Annotated in this window: 10 protein-coding genes; 3 read left to right on the top strand and 7 right to left on the bottom strand. The window is 52.0% G+C overall.

All coding sequences use genetic code 11. The features are described 5' to 3' along the window. Positions 1–51: 51 nt before the first annotated feature. From M504_RS13665 to M504_RS21395, 4 genes are all read right to left on the bottom strand, one after another. Complete coding sequence (locus M504_RS13665) at positions 52–756, bottom strand: hypothetical protein (RefSeq protein WP_047492311.1); 705 nt, start codon at positions 754–756, stop codon at positions 52–54. Continuing rightward, positions 749–3,838 (bottom strand): hypothetical protein, encoded by a 3,090-nt coding sequence (locus M504_RS21405; protein ID WP_156993765.1) that lies wholly within the window; start codon positions 3,836–3,838, stop codon positions 749–751. Before M504_RS21405 ends, M504_RS13665 begins: the two co-directional genes overlap by 8 nt. Positions 3,839–4,311: 473 nt before the next feature. Then, complete coding sequence (gene fliB, locus M504_RS21400) at positions 4,312–5,616, bottom strand: flagellin lysine-N-methylase (protein WP_156993763.1); 1,305 nt, start codon at positions 5,614–5,616, stop codon at positions 4,312–4,314. Between the two features lie 246 nt (positions 5,617–5,862). After that, positions 5,863–6,423: a TlpA disulfide reductase family protein gene (locus M504_RS21395; protein WP_052200724.1), complete on the bottom strand. Its 561-nt coding sequence runs from the start codon at positions 6,421–6,423 to the stop codon at positions 5,863–5,865. A gap of 457 nt (positions 6,424–6,880) precedes the next feature. On the opposite strand from M504_RS21395, the gene M504_RS13645 reads away from it, so the two are divergent. Further along, complete coding sequence (locus M504_RS13645; protein WP_047492308.1) at positions 6,881–7,801, top strand: TIGR03435 family protein; 921 nt, start codon at positions 6,881–6,883, stop codon at positions 7,799–7,801. 135 nt (positions 7,802–7,936) lie between these two features. On the opposite strand, the gene M504_RS13640 is transcribed toward M504_RS13645, so the two are convergent. From M504_RS13640 to M504_RS13630, 3 genes are all read right to left on the bottom strand, one after another. Then, positions 7,937–8,230: a hypothetical protein gene (locus M504_RS13640; protein ID WP_047492307.1), complete on the bottom strand. Its 294-nt coding sequence runs from the start codon at positions 8,228–8,230 to the stop codon at positions 7,937–7,939. A 144-nt stretch (positions 8,231–8,374) separates the two neighbouring features. After that, entirely contained in the window at positions 8,375–9,115 is a 741-nt protein-coding gene (locus M504_RS13635; protein WP_052200723.1) for a TIGR03435 family protein, read from the bottom strand. A 52-nt stretch (positions 9,116–9,167) separates the two neighbouring features. Beyond that, positions 9,168–9,866 (bottom strand): TIGR03435 family protein, encoded by a 699-nt coding sequence (locus M504_RS13630; protein ID WP_198137605.1) that lies wholly within the window; start codon positions 9,864–9,866, stop codon positions 9,168–9,170. Between the two features lie 432 nt (positions 9,867–10,298). Here M504_RS13630 and M504_RS13625 point away from each other — a divergent pair, with 432 nt between their 5' ends. After that, the gene (locus M504_RS13625) at positions 10,299–10,643 is read left to right on the top strand and encodes a PadR family transcriptional regulator (RefSeq protein WP_047492303.1); all 345 of its coding nucleotides are present in this window, start codon (positions 10,299–10,301) and stop codon (positions 10,641–10,643) included. Then, entirely contained in the window at positions 10,640–13,282 is a 2,643-nt protein-coding gene (locus tag M504_RS13620; protein ID WP_047492301.1) for an ABC transporter permease, read from the top strand. Before M504_RS13625 ends, M504_RS13620 begins: the two co-directional genes overlap by 4 nt. Positions 13,283–13,573 lie beyond the last annotated feature (291 nt).

Below are 13,573 nucleotides of genomic sequence, written 5' to 3'. Positions count from 1 at the left end.
AAAACTCAGAATTTCGTTTCTCGCAGATAACAAGAATGCGGTAGCGTTGACTCACTTTACGCCGAGGTAGCACCGCACAGCCGACAGCAATTCAATGATGGCATTCATATCCTCATAAATCGCATGTTGCTTGACGAATCGGAGCAGCCGAGCTTTACCGTCACGAGTAAAGTCGCGATGAGTCTTGTCGCTGGCGGAAGAAAACCTACTAACAGCATTGGGTTGTTCTTCTAGGAATACATCAATCAATGATGAGGGGAGGTAGTCCTCTATTTCCCAATCCAATCCCTTGTATGAGAGATTCGCTTCAGCGACAAATCGCTGAAGCGCAACGGGGTCAAGATTGTTTGTTGTGGGCATCACAGGGCGTAACAAAAATAGGTCTTTGCATTCGATCAAGCTTAGGTCAAACCCCCTAGCGGCTTGAATGCCTTGGCGACCAGCCGTATCGTTATCGAATAAGGCGGCGATCCTATATCGTGGCCGGCCTTCTGGAGTCAAGCACGCTCGGCTAAGCCCTCTCAGACAGATTAGTTCTCTGACCACGCCTTTCGTACCGCCAAGATCTCCTATGCCAGCGGGAATGATGCACAAATTAGGGTGAAGAAGTTGACCCTTACCCTCGTCTTCAAAAAGCGTTGCGGCTAACGTCAGTAGCTCATAGTCGCTAATACCTTCGACCAACAGGATTTTGGGGCAGACTCTGTGACCCAAGCTGGCCATGTAAGTAGCAATCGGGTCGCTGTTGTTAGTCACGTCTCACCTGATTAACTTCAGCGGGGCCGGCAGTAGTTGGACGCAGGAATGGACCTTTGAAGCCGAATGAGACATGACATGCGACACGTAGCCCTGGGGTTACGGATCGGATACTGAACTCCTCTGGCCTCAGAGGTGCGGACGCAGCCGCAAACTCTTGCACACGTCCGATTACATTAAATCCGTCATCGGAAGAAATGACTGCGTTCACGATCTTCAGATTATGAGAGTGCGTATCAACAAGCCATCTCAAGCGATCGGGAACGTGCACAAAAGACTCGCTCTCACGCCAAAGCCGACGTAAATCCTTGTAGATTTTATTCCCCTCAAGTGCTCTGCCGCACTGGAAGAGTAATATGGCGTATTCGAGCGCTAACTGAGGGAGTGACCGGAGAGACGTCCCGACCAGTTGCTCTACCAACTCTAGTTGCGCGCCAAAATCAAAGGGCCTACTAGCGCAAACCAGGTGATATGTGAGGCGGAGAACCTGTGTGTTACCCCGTCCCGCCGGGTTTGACAGATAGCTCAAGGCGAGTTCTCGCTTTTCCTTCGGTATCGTGTCAAACGCGATACTCGGAGCATCCATCTCACCGCTGAATGACAATGCGCGCCAAGCAAGAACTAGAACGTCTACTGCAGTTCTTATCTGCCGTTCGCCATTATCTTTGGACGTATGGTCAAGTAGCATCTTCAGAGCCTGATCAGCCAGCGATCCCAGTTGCAAGGAACGATAGTCCGGTTCGTACGTGCTCATCGCGGAGAAGAGCACCCCGAGTGCCTCAATCGAATTCTCGACCGCTCGGTCAGGGTCAGTTCTTCCGCTCTGAAGTAAATTTTTGACGTAGGTCTCGACTACGAAGGAGTTCGTGGGGCTTTCAGCGAACGCCCGCCTCGTAGCGTCATTTGCAAGATCTCTGAGTTCGCGAAGCCTTTCTTTGCTTGCTCCGTCCCTCGCTTCGAGATCAGCGAGATCGAAATATGCGTTCGCTAACGAGTTAAGTAAGTTTAGGCTGGGTTCGGATTCTGGAGTGTACTCGATGAAGTCGAGTGCGTACCTGATATCGTCGATCGCCTGATGCAGTAGCTGCTTCTTCTCAAAATCCTTAGGTCCGTAAAAGAGGTTTTCAAGCTTAGTGATGCGACGTCGTGATATTGCACTATGATGGCGAAATAGTCTGCTCGTATCGCGTAGTGTTCGTGGCATCGAATCAAGTGTCTGAAGAACATCAGGCCATATTGCCACGAAGTTACTATGTCCATGGTCCGGATCAATTTTGAAGATACTGGTGGCAAAATCTTCCCCGATCGCTCGGTACGCTCGCTCCCCCAAAGCTGGTTCGCGAGCTGTTTTCTGTAAAAGCAGAAAGCGTAGATGTTCAGGATCCTGGGCATGTGCGAAACCGAGATCGTTTCGCTCCGCGAAATCATAGAAAAGAGCGTTGATTAGGAATCGTCCTAAGATGTCATGGACTAGCCCCCAGTACCTCTCACCGTCAGCCGAAGTTCTAACGAGACCAATTGGAGTTAAGGAAGGCTGGGCATCTCGTAGTAGATGGGAAATCGGCCAGGGACCAGTTGATGTCGGAAGTAGGGTTTCTGGTAGAGAGATTCGCTCTGAACTGAGGGCGGCGATCCGAAGTACGGCCTCTTTGAGGGTCCTCTCAAGAGAAGCAGCTTTGAAAGAGCGATAGACCCAAGACTGAATTGACTCGCTGAGATCATAGTGCCCCTGGATCCAGAACGATAAACTGACCCAGAATGCTGCTATTCCGTCCATGTAGCGGACATTATGTTCTCTGTAAAACAACTCCCATTGCTGGGCTTTACGCTCTTTACCAAATGGCTTCAAGAACTTATTTAAATGCTCGCCGAGACGTATCGCATCATCAAAGCCTATCGCATGATTCAGCTCGCCAATTTTATGTAGGTCGGGCGCGGTATAAAACGAGAGCGGAAGCGAGCTTCCTGAAACCACCAAAATGCAGGTAGGGCGACCGGATTTCTCCATTTCTCTTCTGAACTTGATAAGCTCAGCGTCTCGATTCTGCCAATGGATGGTGTCGAAGACGAGTAGCCAAGGCGTTTCATATCTTCGGCTGGAACCATCTCTACCTCTCGGACTTCCGCCGCTGAAAGATTTGGTCGGTGCACTCTTGTTGGCAGCGGCGTTTACCTTGGTCAGGAAATTCCTAACAGGCAGAGTCTCTGGAACGAACGGAATCTGCTTCGCTAAGAGCGTGGGATATCCCAACCTCGCGCACTGCCACGCAAGTGCTCGGGCAAGGGTGGTTCCGCCAGCACCGGGTTCAGCAGCGATGTATGCTATCGATGTTTCTTCCGCTCCCTGATGATCAAGCCTGTTCAGAAGGGACAACAGTTTGGTGCTGACATCTGAATCCTTGACCCAGGGCAGCTCCGCAGCATACGGACGCCAAGACTGACTCGAGTCGGCGAAGAAATTCGTGAACTCTGCTTCGGATAATTCTGACGGCAGAAGCGGGGATAGGTCTTTTTCTTCTATGAGCTCGTAGGAGGCAAGAAGTGGTCTCTCAGGCTCATCGAGATCAACCACATCCAATTGGTGAAGCGATCCATCCGCTTCTCGGAAACGGAGCACATGGCTTGCTTCAGGGAAAATTCGGTAGTAACGATTACTTGTCTCAAGAATTGTAGGTGTTGGGTCGGACAGTAGCAGACTAGCTATTACATTTCCGGCTCTAGACTGTACAAAACTCTTGACCTCTTCTTCAGCGTCTTTTGCATTAGAGACGATCGTCAGGAATGAACGGAAGCCGGACGACCATAGATCCGAAAGTGCCTCCGGTATCGGGGGAGTGCTCCAAGAAAGAACGACAAGGTTTTCTGGTGCAGAACGCCGCAAAGACTCAATCATCGTCAGCCGGCGAAGCTGGCTCTCAAAGGCCGAATCGTTTGCTTGCCTCGACCTTCCATTTAATAAATAGACAGGTAAGCATTGTTGAGGAAGTGTCAATCGCGAAGGATCGTTGTCGATTACCTGGATGAACCCCCTCTTGCGAATCATCGGATCACTGAACGTCTCAGCGGATTGCAGCGCTGCCAAGAGCCCCTCGTCATGGGTTTCGAGTGTGATCGATTTCCACGGCATTCGAAGGAACCGGACTAATACATCAAGAGATTCAGGCGTATAACTAACATCTCGAAGCCACAAGGCCGCATCTCTGTTTTCGAGTCCTGAGAGAAGGCTGTCTGGTACACGCTGAATATTGATAAGGTTCGGAGTTAACAATTTCCCTCTCACGATGTTCAGGCCGATTATAGTCGGGTCGTAGAAAAACCAAACCTCTTGGACGCGGGTCTCGGACTAGTCCTCTTCATGTCAGCAATTTGCTGTCGATCTGATATTCGTCCTTTTGAGAGCCTTCAGAGCGTTCGGGAGGTAACCTTAAATCACGGGGATCGACTGACGAGAACAGGCCAATGCACTCATCGAATCTGGATTAGTCCTCAGAACGCCCTTCCGCTCATGGACTCTGACGAGAACCCAGCATGTTATGGATTTCCCATCCGCAACCCTTAGCTTCTGAGAAGCTTTGTCAGACCTGACAATGTGTCGAGGCCGCGGGACCTTACAAAAACAAGAGCTTCTTCAAGGATGTAGGGTGTGTGTTCGACAGCTCGGGTAAAGGATTGGACGGTAGACACAAGGCGCGACTTTCCAAAGCTGGAGCCATGCAGACCTGCTGCCCCAGCGAGTAGCGTCGTCATCCAAGAGTAGCGAACGACTAGCAGGATGGCCTCATCAGACATCGTGTGGCTAAAAAATCTGTTGCTCCCAGCTCTTCCGAAAGGGAAGAGGTGCTGGTAAATGTAGTTCAGCAGGAAGTTTTCCAGCATGAATGGTGCCTCACTGAGCAGCGGTTCCAAATGGTTCTGGTTCGCGTTTCGGAAGCGATACACGTCTTCATGTGCTCCTGAGGAAGTCGTTGAGCCGATCGCTTCAATGAAATCCCAAAAGACATCCTTGAATCTAGTGCCACAATCTGGATCTTGGCAACGCTGAGTGCTGAGAAATATGGCAAGTTCAAGACGACATGCGATGTCGGGCGTATGGTCGAACTCGGAGTCAGATCTCTGTCCCAACGAATTCCTGAAGAGCGTGACAAGGTCTGAGGCGGCGATCAAGTCTCGGTCAGTAACACTGTCCAAGCGAACACAAAGATCGACTATTAAGAGCAGGCGTTGCCACACAGGCCGTGTCCGGTCACGGATGAGTTCGACGATCAAACCTCGAACTTGTAGATAAACCGCTCCTAGACCTTTGTTATCGCGGACGCCGAACACATTATCTGTTCGGAACTGACCGGAAAACAGATCGCCCATTTGCTCAGTGGAATCCTCATCCAACAGCACTTGGCGCGCGGCTTCAGGACATGAAAGGCTAAGAGAACCTTCAAGGACTCCATCTACGACCGCAAGCGAACGAGGATATATCGAACAGGTTGAAGATAAGAGCTCGGGACCGTATTGCTTTTGAATCGCGCACAGAAGGTCTGCACCAAAGAAGGGACACGCCCCATCCTGCTTGCGACGGATCGAACCATACCAATTGTCGTGCGGCATTCCTTCGCGCGGTATTACAAAGTGCGACACAAGAGTGCGAAGTTCCTCGTCTGGAAACTTCCGGTACTTTAAATAGGTAATCTTATCGAGCGGAATGTCCCAATCACCGCAGCATGTGTCCTCACACTCTGAACCGACGCAGCGGAACCTTGCCGCAAACGTCGGCCGCTGCCCCGCATCTGTTTCAAGCGGTCCATTTTGAGACGCTGTGGTATCGGATCGCTCAAACAGCATAGGATTTCGGAGCGGTTTCTTCATGGTTCGCGTAGTCCTCGCGAAGGTTGTGGATCAGGGAGGGATGCCCTTACTCTGCAAGACGTGTGAAGGCCAAAAGCGCTCATCTTTTTGCGAAGTAACGGGAGCGAATCTCGGCCTTGGCTTGCTACTGATAAACGTTCTTCCCGTCGGTAATGCAAAAGCTTCCCAAACTGCGCTTGTTCTCCGCCGAGTTCCCAGAGACCTTCCGGCTCTACGCCTAACGTCTTTGCCGTTATCTTTTAGGAGCTATTTTGAGTGGCTCTTCAGTCCATCAATGAAAGCGGAAACACTTGGATCATTCCAATCAGCTCCGCCGGCATGCTGGGCGGCAATTCTGCCGTCTTTGGAATAGAGGAATGTTGCCGGGTATTGGTGAAAGTACATTGAGGGCGGAATATCTTCATCTCGTGTCACGAAGAACGGCAAGGAATAGTGGCCGAGTCGCGCATAGTGTTCCACGCGTTGTGGCGTATCCAACCGGGAGACGATCAGAAAGATTACCTCTGGATCGTTCTTGTATCGGTCGTAGAGTGCCTGCACCGTGGGCATTTCTGCTACACACTGTATGCACCATGTTCCCCAGAGATCGAGAAAGACGACCTTTCCTTTGTAGTCGCTCAGGTGCCGCTCGTGCCCATCGAGTGTTTGGAACGCGAGGTCCGGTGCTGGCAGTGATACAGCGATGAGCCCAGGGGACCGCGATTCAACGTTTCTTCGGACAGCGTGAAAGAGCAGAAATCCCGCAAGAGCCACGAGAACGCACAAAACGATAAAAGTTCCGCCGATCCACTTCCACGCTCGTTTCATGCGCTCCTCGTTGAGGCCCAAATCGAATGCAGTGCAAGCATACAGGCCTGTAAAGTCGGCTTCGCATCACGAGTGTAAGGTCGGCGTAACTCGCTACTTGTCGTGCGCTCCCGGAAGGAGGGCCAGTCCAGCGTCGGCTCAGGGAGATGATCGATAATTATTATCCTGATTGGTCCGGTCCCACTTTCCACTCGCATTCTTAATCGCGCGAAGCGTATCTCTCTGGCATTCGCGGCTCCCTTACGGGGATGCCACTGAGCGACCGTACTGATATCGCACTCTCCTTTGCTTCGGAGACGGAAGCACCTCTACAAAGTGGATCACCTCAGGACGTACGCGATCCAGCTCTGTCATTGCAGAGGACTGAGCAGATATCATGTTTGCCGATAGTCTGCCCCTGCGAGCAAACTGCAGAGGAAGTGATCACCGTAGTCGTTTCTGGAGAGTGACATTGTCAGTGCCTAAGAAGAGCCTGCGGAGAGAAGTCTTTGTGAATGGACTTTCTATTCTGACCGTGTTGATGATGGCCGTTCCGTCCTCCCGAGCGCAAGCATCGACCACAACCGCAGAGAAATCCCAGCCGGGTGCAGAGTCCCCCTACGTTGCCACGATGGAATTCGATGTCGCGTCGGTTCGTGAGAACAAGAACCTTGATCTCAATACTGGCGTGATGGTAAGCGGTGGTTTCGTTGTGAATACGACGGTTTTCCATGGGCTAAATTTGAGCATCGAGAACCTGATTAGTACCGCGTATGGTTTGGATATCTCTCAGATCGTGAACCTGCCGAAATGGCAGTGGCCGACGGTGTTCGTAGTCGAAGCAAAAGGTGGCAGTGATTCAGACATGAGAATGGCGGCACTCACCAAGGAGCGACAGCTTGCTGAGCAACGTCACATGCTGCAGGTACTGCTGCAGGATCGTTTCAACCTTAAGGCACATTGGGAGACAAAGGAAAAAGACGTTTATAACCTGGTGCAGGCCAAGGGAGGTACGAAGCTGGGATCTGCGGGCTCTATTCCCATCTCTCCTGACGAGGTTAAATACTTCAATGGAAATCCTGTTCCGGCTCTCTATCAGAGGAATGATGGACAAGGTTATGACTTCTTCGCACACGGCTGCACAATGAGTCAATTAGCTCGAACCCTCACGGGGCAGTTTGGGAGACCAGTGAACGATAGAACGGGCCTGTCAGGGAAATACGATTTCGTGTTGAAGTACAAGGGACGATGGGACCGGGACCGGGACGCGGAGGACTTTGATCCGTTGCCCCCGATGGATAGGGCCTTAGTAGAGGAGTTGGGTCTGAAAGTCGAGTCAGCCAAAGGAGACGTGGACGTGCTTGTTATTGATGAAGTGGCGAAGCCTTCAGCGAACTAGTGCTTGCTTGTCTAGTCACGCGAATTCACTCCCGATGCTCTGAAACGGCGGTTTCTAACTCCGTCGCCTTTTGTTGCTGCGCCTTTAACTCGTTCAACCTGTACACAAACTCCTGTTCAGGGTTCGGGACTTTACTTATGCCCACTCGAACCGAGATACCTCCGCTAACGCAGCTGCGTTGTCGACCCGTGATTGAGCGAGTTGTGCTTTCAAACTCTCTCGTCCTTGGTTGGCACGCTCCAAGGATGCCTGCGCGATTTGTAGCTCAGCTAATAGCAACTGGAGAGTAGAGCCCGCTTTCGTATCACGATGAATAGCTCGCAGTTCTTCTAATATCTGCTGTTGTGCTTGCGTGTCAGGATTCGCGGATTGACCGAATCCTGAATTGGCAAGCACTACTATAATGAACGAAAAGACCAAAGCTTTCATGCATCGATCCCCTTGCATGCGGAAACAGAGTACATCGCGTATTGGTTCACCACGGTGAGGAACGATAGGAGTACCGAGACATTCGATCTCCGTTGGGAATGTCTCCGCCAGAAGCAGACTTGGCGGCACCGATTTCGGCCTTCATCAATTCGCTGTTGGGCGGGAGATCTCATCCACTACCATTACGGTCATAGGAGCTCTGGCAGCTGTTAACTTTAAGCCAAGCTGCTCTTCAAACGCTCGGTAGAATCCTGGCAAAGCGCTGTTGCCGTCAGGCTGGCTATCTTCAGGAATCCATCTCAAGTCAAAATCGTATTTGCCCGTCAAGCCAGTCTGATCGACCACCGGACGAGGTACCATTCCGCGCGAGAGACCGGACGCCACCGCTGTCAGGGTGGCATTCTTCACTATCAGCTCCCCCCTAGGTCCATAAAAGTCTGTATTGTCCTGAGGTGAGCGGGTCGTTTTGGCAATCTTTATTCCGCCTTTTGCGACGGTCAACGCATACACGTCCATCTCCTTAATCTCATCATGGAAACGGAGATGGAATCGTTGGACGAGGATTTCTCGTGTCATTTCCCGCATCTGTTCGTCACCGATCGCGCCTTCTCTCGCGGTCAATGCGTCGAGGTCGAATCTTTCGCGCGATGTCCAGTCCGGCGCCCCCTCAACCTGCTTTTGACTCAAACCGAACGCATAGCGGAGCAGGTCACTCACTGATGTATTAGTCGTCATGTAGTGACGTCCACGAACAGTGAACCATTCGTCTTTCGCTTCCGGGTCACTCGGCTTTATGGTGGCAACCTCGACAGACGGCGACTGCGCTTTCACGCATGAAAAGGCACAGAGCAGGAGAACGGACTTAGCGAGAAATCGGTTTTTCATGAGCACGTACCCACCAGAGCTGAATTGCAAGACGGAGCGCCCCTAACTGCGGCTAGTTTGGTGATGGTTTCGCGACCCTATCGACGACCAGGACATCCGCCGGGGCTTTCATTGGTTCAAGCTTTAATCCCAACTGATCTCGGAGGGCCAGAAACAGGTTTGGAGGAGGATCATCGGTTGGCTCAGGAGTAAGAACAGTACCTCCAAACTCCGTGCCTAAAACAGCCCATGTCAGCGTGAAATCATATCTCCCTTCGATGTTGGTTCGGTCTATCACCGGCCGATCCAAGACGTAACTCTGAAGCACGAAGTTCGTGAACTCAGAAATCAAGCCGTTACGCATTGGGAGCGTGAAACCGCCGGGAACCTCCCTCGTCAGTGCGGAGAAATCATCGCCAGCTCTTGCACTCTCAATCAGGTTCTTCGGACCGCCTTTCGCTATCGACAGCACGTAAACAGATAGCTCCTTCTTGTCGTGGTGAGATACGAATTGGAAACGCTCGGCCAGTAAACTTTGCACCATCATTTTCCATTGCGTCAGACGTGGCTGGCCGTCCATGTCGGGCACTGCGTTGATATCGTACTTCTCCTCATCAATCCAATCCGGTCCCCCGATGATTTGTTTCCTGTGGACGTCATAGGCAAACACAATCAGATCTGCGAGCGAGGTATTCGTCATGATGAATGTTCGTCCTCGAACGCTAATACCCTTGGCAGGTGCGCCGGACACATCTGGTTTGAGTGTTGCCACCGCGAATGACAGCCCCTTCTTATCTGTGGGAGCTGTGGTCGCGCCCGATTGGCTAAAGGCCGACGGGGCGAATATCGATAGGAGGACTACGCTCGTTAGCAAAGTGGCAAAGGACGATCGAGCCTTCGTTGCACGATATATCAACTTCTCACCCATCCAAGGTCGCTCGGTTTCAGTGCATTTATCGGTGAACTTGCGAGACGCCAAAAATTTTAACGCACTTGTCGAGCCCACATTTCGCGGCACGCATCGATTAGGACGTTAGCTTTTGAAATGAATATGGGCGTGTTCGATCGACTTGTCAGCTCCAGACATGGGAACCAACGCGATCGTTTTGCGGCGACAAAGGAGAGTGGCGTCCACCGTCCGGAATACCCTTGACATCCGACAGGAGTGAGAAGTAAACCTACTGTCGAATGTCGAGAGAAGACAATGCCGAAGCCGATTGAACTTTTGCAAGGCACGCTTGATCTATTGATCCTCCAGACGCTCGCACTTGAATCGACGCATGGATGGGGCATAGCGCAACGCATTCAACAACTATCGAATGATGCACTACGGATCGGACAAGGTTCACTCTATCCAGCGCTTCAACGGCTTGAGCTTAAAGGATGGATACGCTCGGAATGGCAAATCACTGAGAACAATCGGCGAGCGAAATATTACCTGCTGACTCGGGCAGGCAAGAAACAATTCGCGATGGAGCTAGCCGACTGGGATCGCTTTTCGTTAGCGATAGCGTCAGTCCTTGGTCGAGCCACGGATGCATCCTCATGATCACTGAATTCCTGCGGCGGCTGCGGTCGCTAATTTTCATGAAAAGGCGTTCGGACTTGGATGACGAGATCGGGTTTCATCTCGAACAGGCGACACTGGTCAAGATTGCGGATGGAATGGACCCATTCGAGGCTCGCCGTCGGGCACTGATTGAATTCGGTGGTGTCGAATCGACGCGGGAAAAATGCGAACGGCAGCGTCCCGGGTGGTGGATGGGGACGGTGACACAAGACATGCAATACGCGTTTCGAGGTTTCTGTCGCAATCCACTGTTTACAATCAGTGTCCTGCTCACTCTCGCACTTGGCATTGGTGCAACGACTGCCGTCTTCAGCGTCGTAGACCTCATCCTTTTCAGGCCTTTGCCGTATACGGAGCCGAGTCGAATTGTGTCCCTGGGATTCACGCATCCACTGGAGCCACAGGAATTTGTGATGGGCCGTTTCTATCTGGAATGGCAGAGAAATCAGACAGCCTTTTCAGATCTCGCTGCGCAGAGCACAGGCATCCATCATTGCGATCTCGTTGAGAACGATCCAGTCCAACTGAGCTGCATTGGATTCCAAGACAGCTTCCTTCCTTTGTTCGGAATCACTCCAGTGCTTGGGCGCAACTTTTTGCCCGAGGAAGATCGTCCCAACGGTCCCCGCGTAATGATGATTTCTTACGGACTTTGGAAAGGACATTTCAGCGGGGACCAGGGCATCTTGGGGCGAATGATTGATGTTGACGGCAATCCTGTCCAAGTCATCGGGGTTCTGCCCAAGAATTTTCAGTTTCCTGCGATGGAAACAGCAGATATCGTCTTTCCTCTAGCCCTGAACGCCGCAGTCCAACAAACCGTCAATGGTGGTTTCGGTGATCCCGTGCGATTGTTCGCCCGACTGAAGCCCGGAGTGGGCCTACCGCAAGCGTTTGCGCAGATGCAGCCTCTTTTCAACAATGACGTCAGGTGGTTTCCTCCTTCGGCCAAAAGCGAAACGCGGCTTAGCATTCGTACCCTCCGAGATCGTGAGACGCAAGAGTCACGGCCAGTTGCATGGGCTCTTTTAGGATTTGTCCTAACGGTTCTGCTCACCGCTTGCGCGAACGTCTCGGGACTGATGATGGCGCGCGGGGCAGCCCGACAGCGCGAGCTTGCGGTCCGATCAGCCATTGGCGCGAGCAGAGGAAGACTCGTTTGCCAAGCGTTGACAGAGTCCCTTGTGCTCTCATTCGCAGGAGGTCTGGTGGGACTTGCAATTGCGCAAGCGCTGATCCTTGTGTTTGTCCATATCGCTCCAGCAGGAATCCCTTTCATCAGTAAAGCTCACATCGACCTGCGCGTTGGAGTTTTTGCAGCCTTAGTGTCATGCCTGTGCGCAATAATCTTCGGTATCGCCACCGCGCTCCAGAAACCGAAGATGGCCGCACTAAACGCGAAGACATCAATGTCACGGAATCATGCATTTTTTAGACGGTCTCTAGTCACCACCCAGATCGCTCTCAGCATCGTCCTGCTCTCGGGTGCGGCTTTGTTGTTGCACAGCTTCATCAAGATTCAATCGCAGAATCTCGGGATGCAACCCGCACGCGTATTAACTGTAGAAGCGTCGGTCCCACGGCTACGCTACGACACAAGTCAAAAGATAATGGACTTCTATCTTCGTCTTGAATCATCTCTTCAGCGATTGCCCGGCACACGAGCCGTGGCGACAACGGACTCGGTTCCCCCGGGAGGATGGCAAGATGGATTTCGACTCTCTGATCTGCACGTACAGGGAAAACCACCGATCCCTCCAGGAACAGGCGGTACCGTTGTGGGCCGATCTGTGACGCCGGACTATTTTCGCGTACTCAACGTCCCAATTATCCGCGGACGCAATTTTGCAGATCAGGATCGCACAGAGGGTGAGAGCGAAGTAATCCTGAGCCGATCGTTGGCCGAACGCCTGTTCCCAGGTGATGACCCCATAGGTAAACGCTTCTTGCCGAATGCTGTGAGCGGGGCCGGAGCAATCGTCATTGGAATCGCAGACAACGTAAAAAATAACGGGCTTACAGAACAAAGCAATCCTGAAATGTACACACTCCGTCGAAACGTAGCTATCGATTGGAGAGGAAACCACTTGATCGTGATCGTGGATAGCGACATGCCGATGGTTGTAATTGAACCTTGGATAAGATCTCAGGTCGCTTCAATTGATCGCACCATTCCAGTAAAGATGGAATCACTCAATACATCTCTCAATCGCCTGGCGGACCGTCCACGCTTTGAAACACTGTTGCTTGGATTCTTCGCGCTGACGGGTTTGGTACTGGCGATTGTCGGCCTTTATGGATTGCTCGCGTTCATGACAACGCAGCGGGCACAAGAAATCGGGGTGCGCATGGCACTCGGTGCCACACGATCCGATATTCTGCGTCTCATCGCAAATGATGGTCTACGTATGGTGTTGGTGGGATCGGTGGTCGGGATCGGTATTTCCTTCGGAACATCGCAAATGTTGAGGGCGATGCTGTTCCAAGTGAGCGTATTTGATCCGCTGACGTTCATCCTTATCCCTATGCTTTTGTCGCTCGTAGCTTTTGTTGCAATCCTTATTCCGGCCCACGCTGGGGCACGGGTCGAGCCAGCAACGACCTTACGCACCGACTAGTGATAATCAGGATGGCCGCGTGATGAGATGGCCATCCTGCCGGGCGAGACAGCTGTCGGGTCTTGCGCTCGCAGGCTTCAGCATGTCCTCATCATCCACGAGTCGCCCGACGGATTTGGCTTCGGCAACACAAGGGTCAAAGTCCGACTAAGGTCGATGCCACTCGAATGAATTTGCCGATCGCGATTCCCAACTGAGACCGATGCTTCGATATCCAGGATGAGCGGTAATACGACCGGCGCACCGTGTCACTACTGCCCTTGTAGTTAGGTCGGGGAAAATTCTTGACAT

This window comes from Terriglobus sp. TAA 43 (genome assembly GCF_000800015.1).
Taxonomy (GTDB): domain Bacteria; phylum Acidobacteriota; class Terriglobia; order Terriglobales; family Acidobacteriaceae; genus Terriglobus.
This window is presented reverse-complemented; position numbering and strand designations above follow the sequence as displayed.

Bases quoted from the DNA above. Each gene is read 5' to 3' on its own strand.
- fliB (WP_156993763.1), bottom strand. From the start codon at position 5,616: ATGAAGAAACCGCTCCGAAATCCTATGCTGTTTGAGCGATCCGATACC.
- M504_RS21395 (WP_052200724.1), bottom strand. From the start codon at position 6,423: ATGAAACGAGCGTGGAAGTGGATCGGCGGAACTTTTATCGTTTTGTGC.
- M504_RS13640 (WP_047492307.1), bottom strand. From the start codon at position 8,230: ATGAAAGCTTTGGTCTTTTCGTTCATTATAGTAGTGCTTGCCAATTCA.
- M504_RS13635 (WP_052200723.1), bottom strand. From the start codon at position 9,115: ATGAAAAACCGATTTCTCGCTAAGTCCGTTCTCCTGCTCTGTGCCTTT.
- M504_RS13625 (WP_047492303.1), top strand. From the start codon at position 10,299: ATGCCGAAGCCGATTGAACTTTTGCAAGGCACGCTTGATCTATTGATC.
- M504_RS13620 (WP_047492301.1), top strand. From the start codon at position 10,640: ATGATCACTGAATTCCTGCGGCGGCTGCGGTCGCTAATTTTCATGAAA.